This is a genomic window from Pedococcus sp. P1_H8 (assembly GCF_056405175.1).
The window spans coordinates 1-445 of record NZ_JBFUCP010000241.1 but is presented as its reverse complement, the minus strand read 5'-3'; the positions used below and the strand labels follow the sequence as shown (position 1 = coordinate 445).

Below are 445 nucleotides of genomic sequence, written 5' to 3'. Positions count from 1 at the left end.
GTTCTGGACGTGCCGGGGCCTGTTGTCGGAGGCCAGGCATTGGCTGGGCCGCGCCCTGGCAAGCTCCGGCACCGCGCGGGCCGAGGAACGTCTGAACTCGCTGTACGGCGACAGCGTGTTGGCGGGACTACAGGGTCAACTCGGCGAGGCTGCGGCACGGGTCGCGCTGTGCCTCGAGCTCGCAGCACAGCTGGGAGACGCGGAGTCGCTCGAGGTCGCGAACTTTGCGAGAGGGCATCTCGCCTTGTACAGCGGAGATCTCGCTGGTGCGGTCGAGTGGTACCGGGCCGCTCTCGCAAATGCAGGTGCACCGGTCACGGCCGAGTCCGGTCCGAGTCGAACCGTGTCCCGAACCGCCCGACAGATAGGCGGTCTCCTCGGCCTCGCGCTCGCGAGCGGACTGTTGGGGGACGAGGAGACTGCCGATGCCTGCCATGAGCAGGTG

1 protein-coding gene is annotated in these 445 nt (G+C 68.5%); it reads right to left on the bottom strand.

Annotated features, from left to right (window positions below):
• Positions 1–127 precede the first annotated feature (127 nt).
• Positions 128–445: hypothetical protein (locus tag AC1DYG_RS19790; RefSeq protein WP_477641554.1), on the bottom strand; the 318-nt coding region annotated here is incomplete at its 5' end.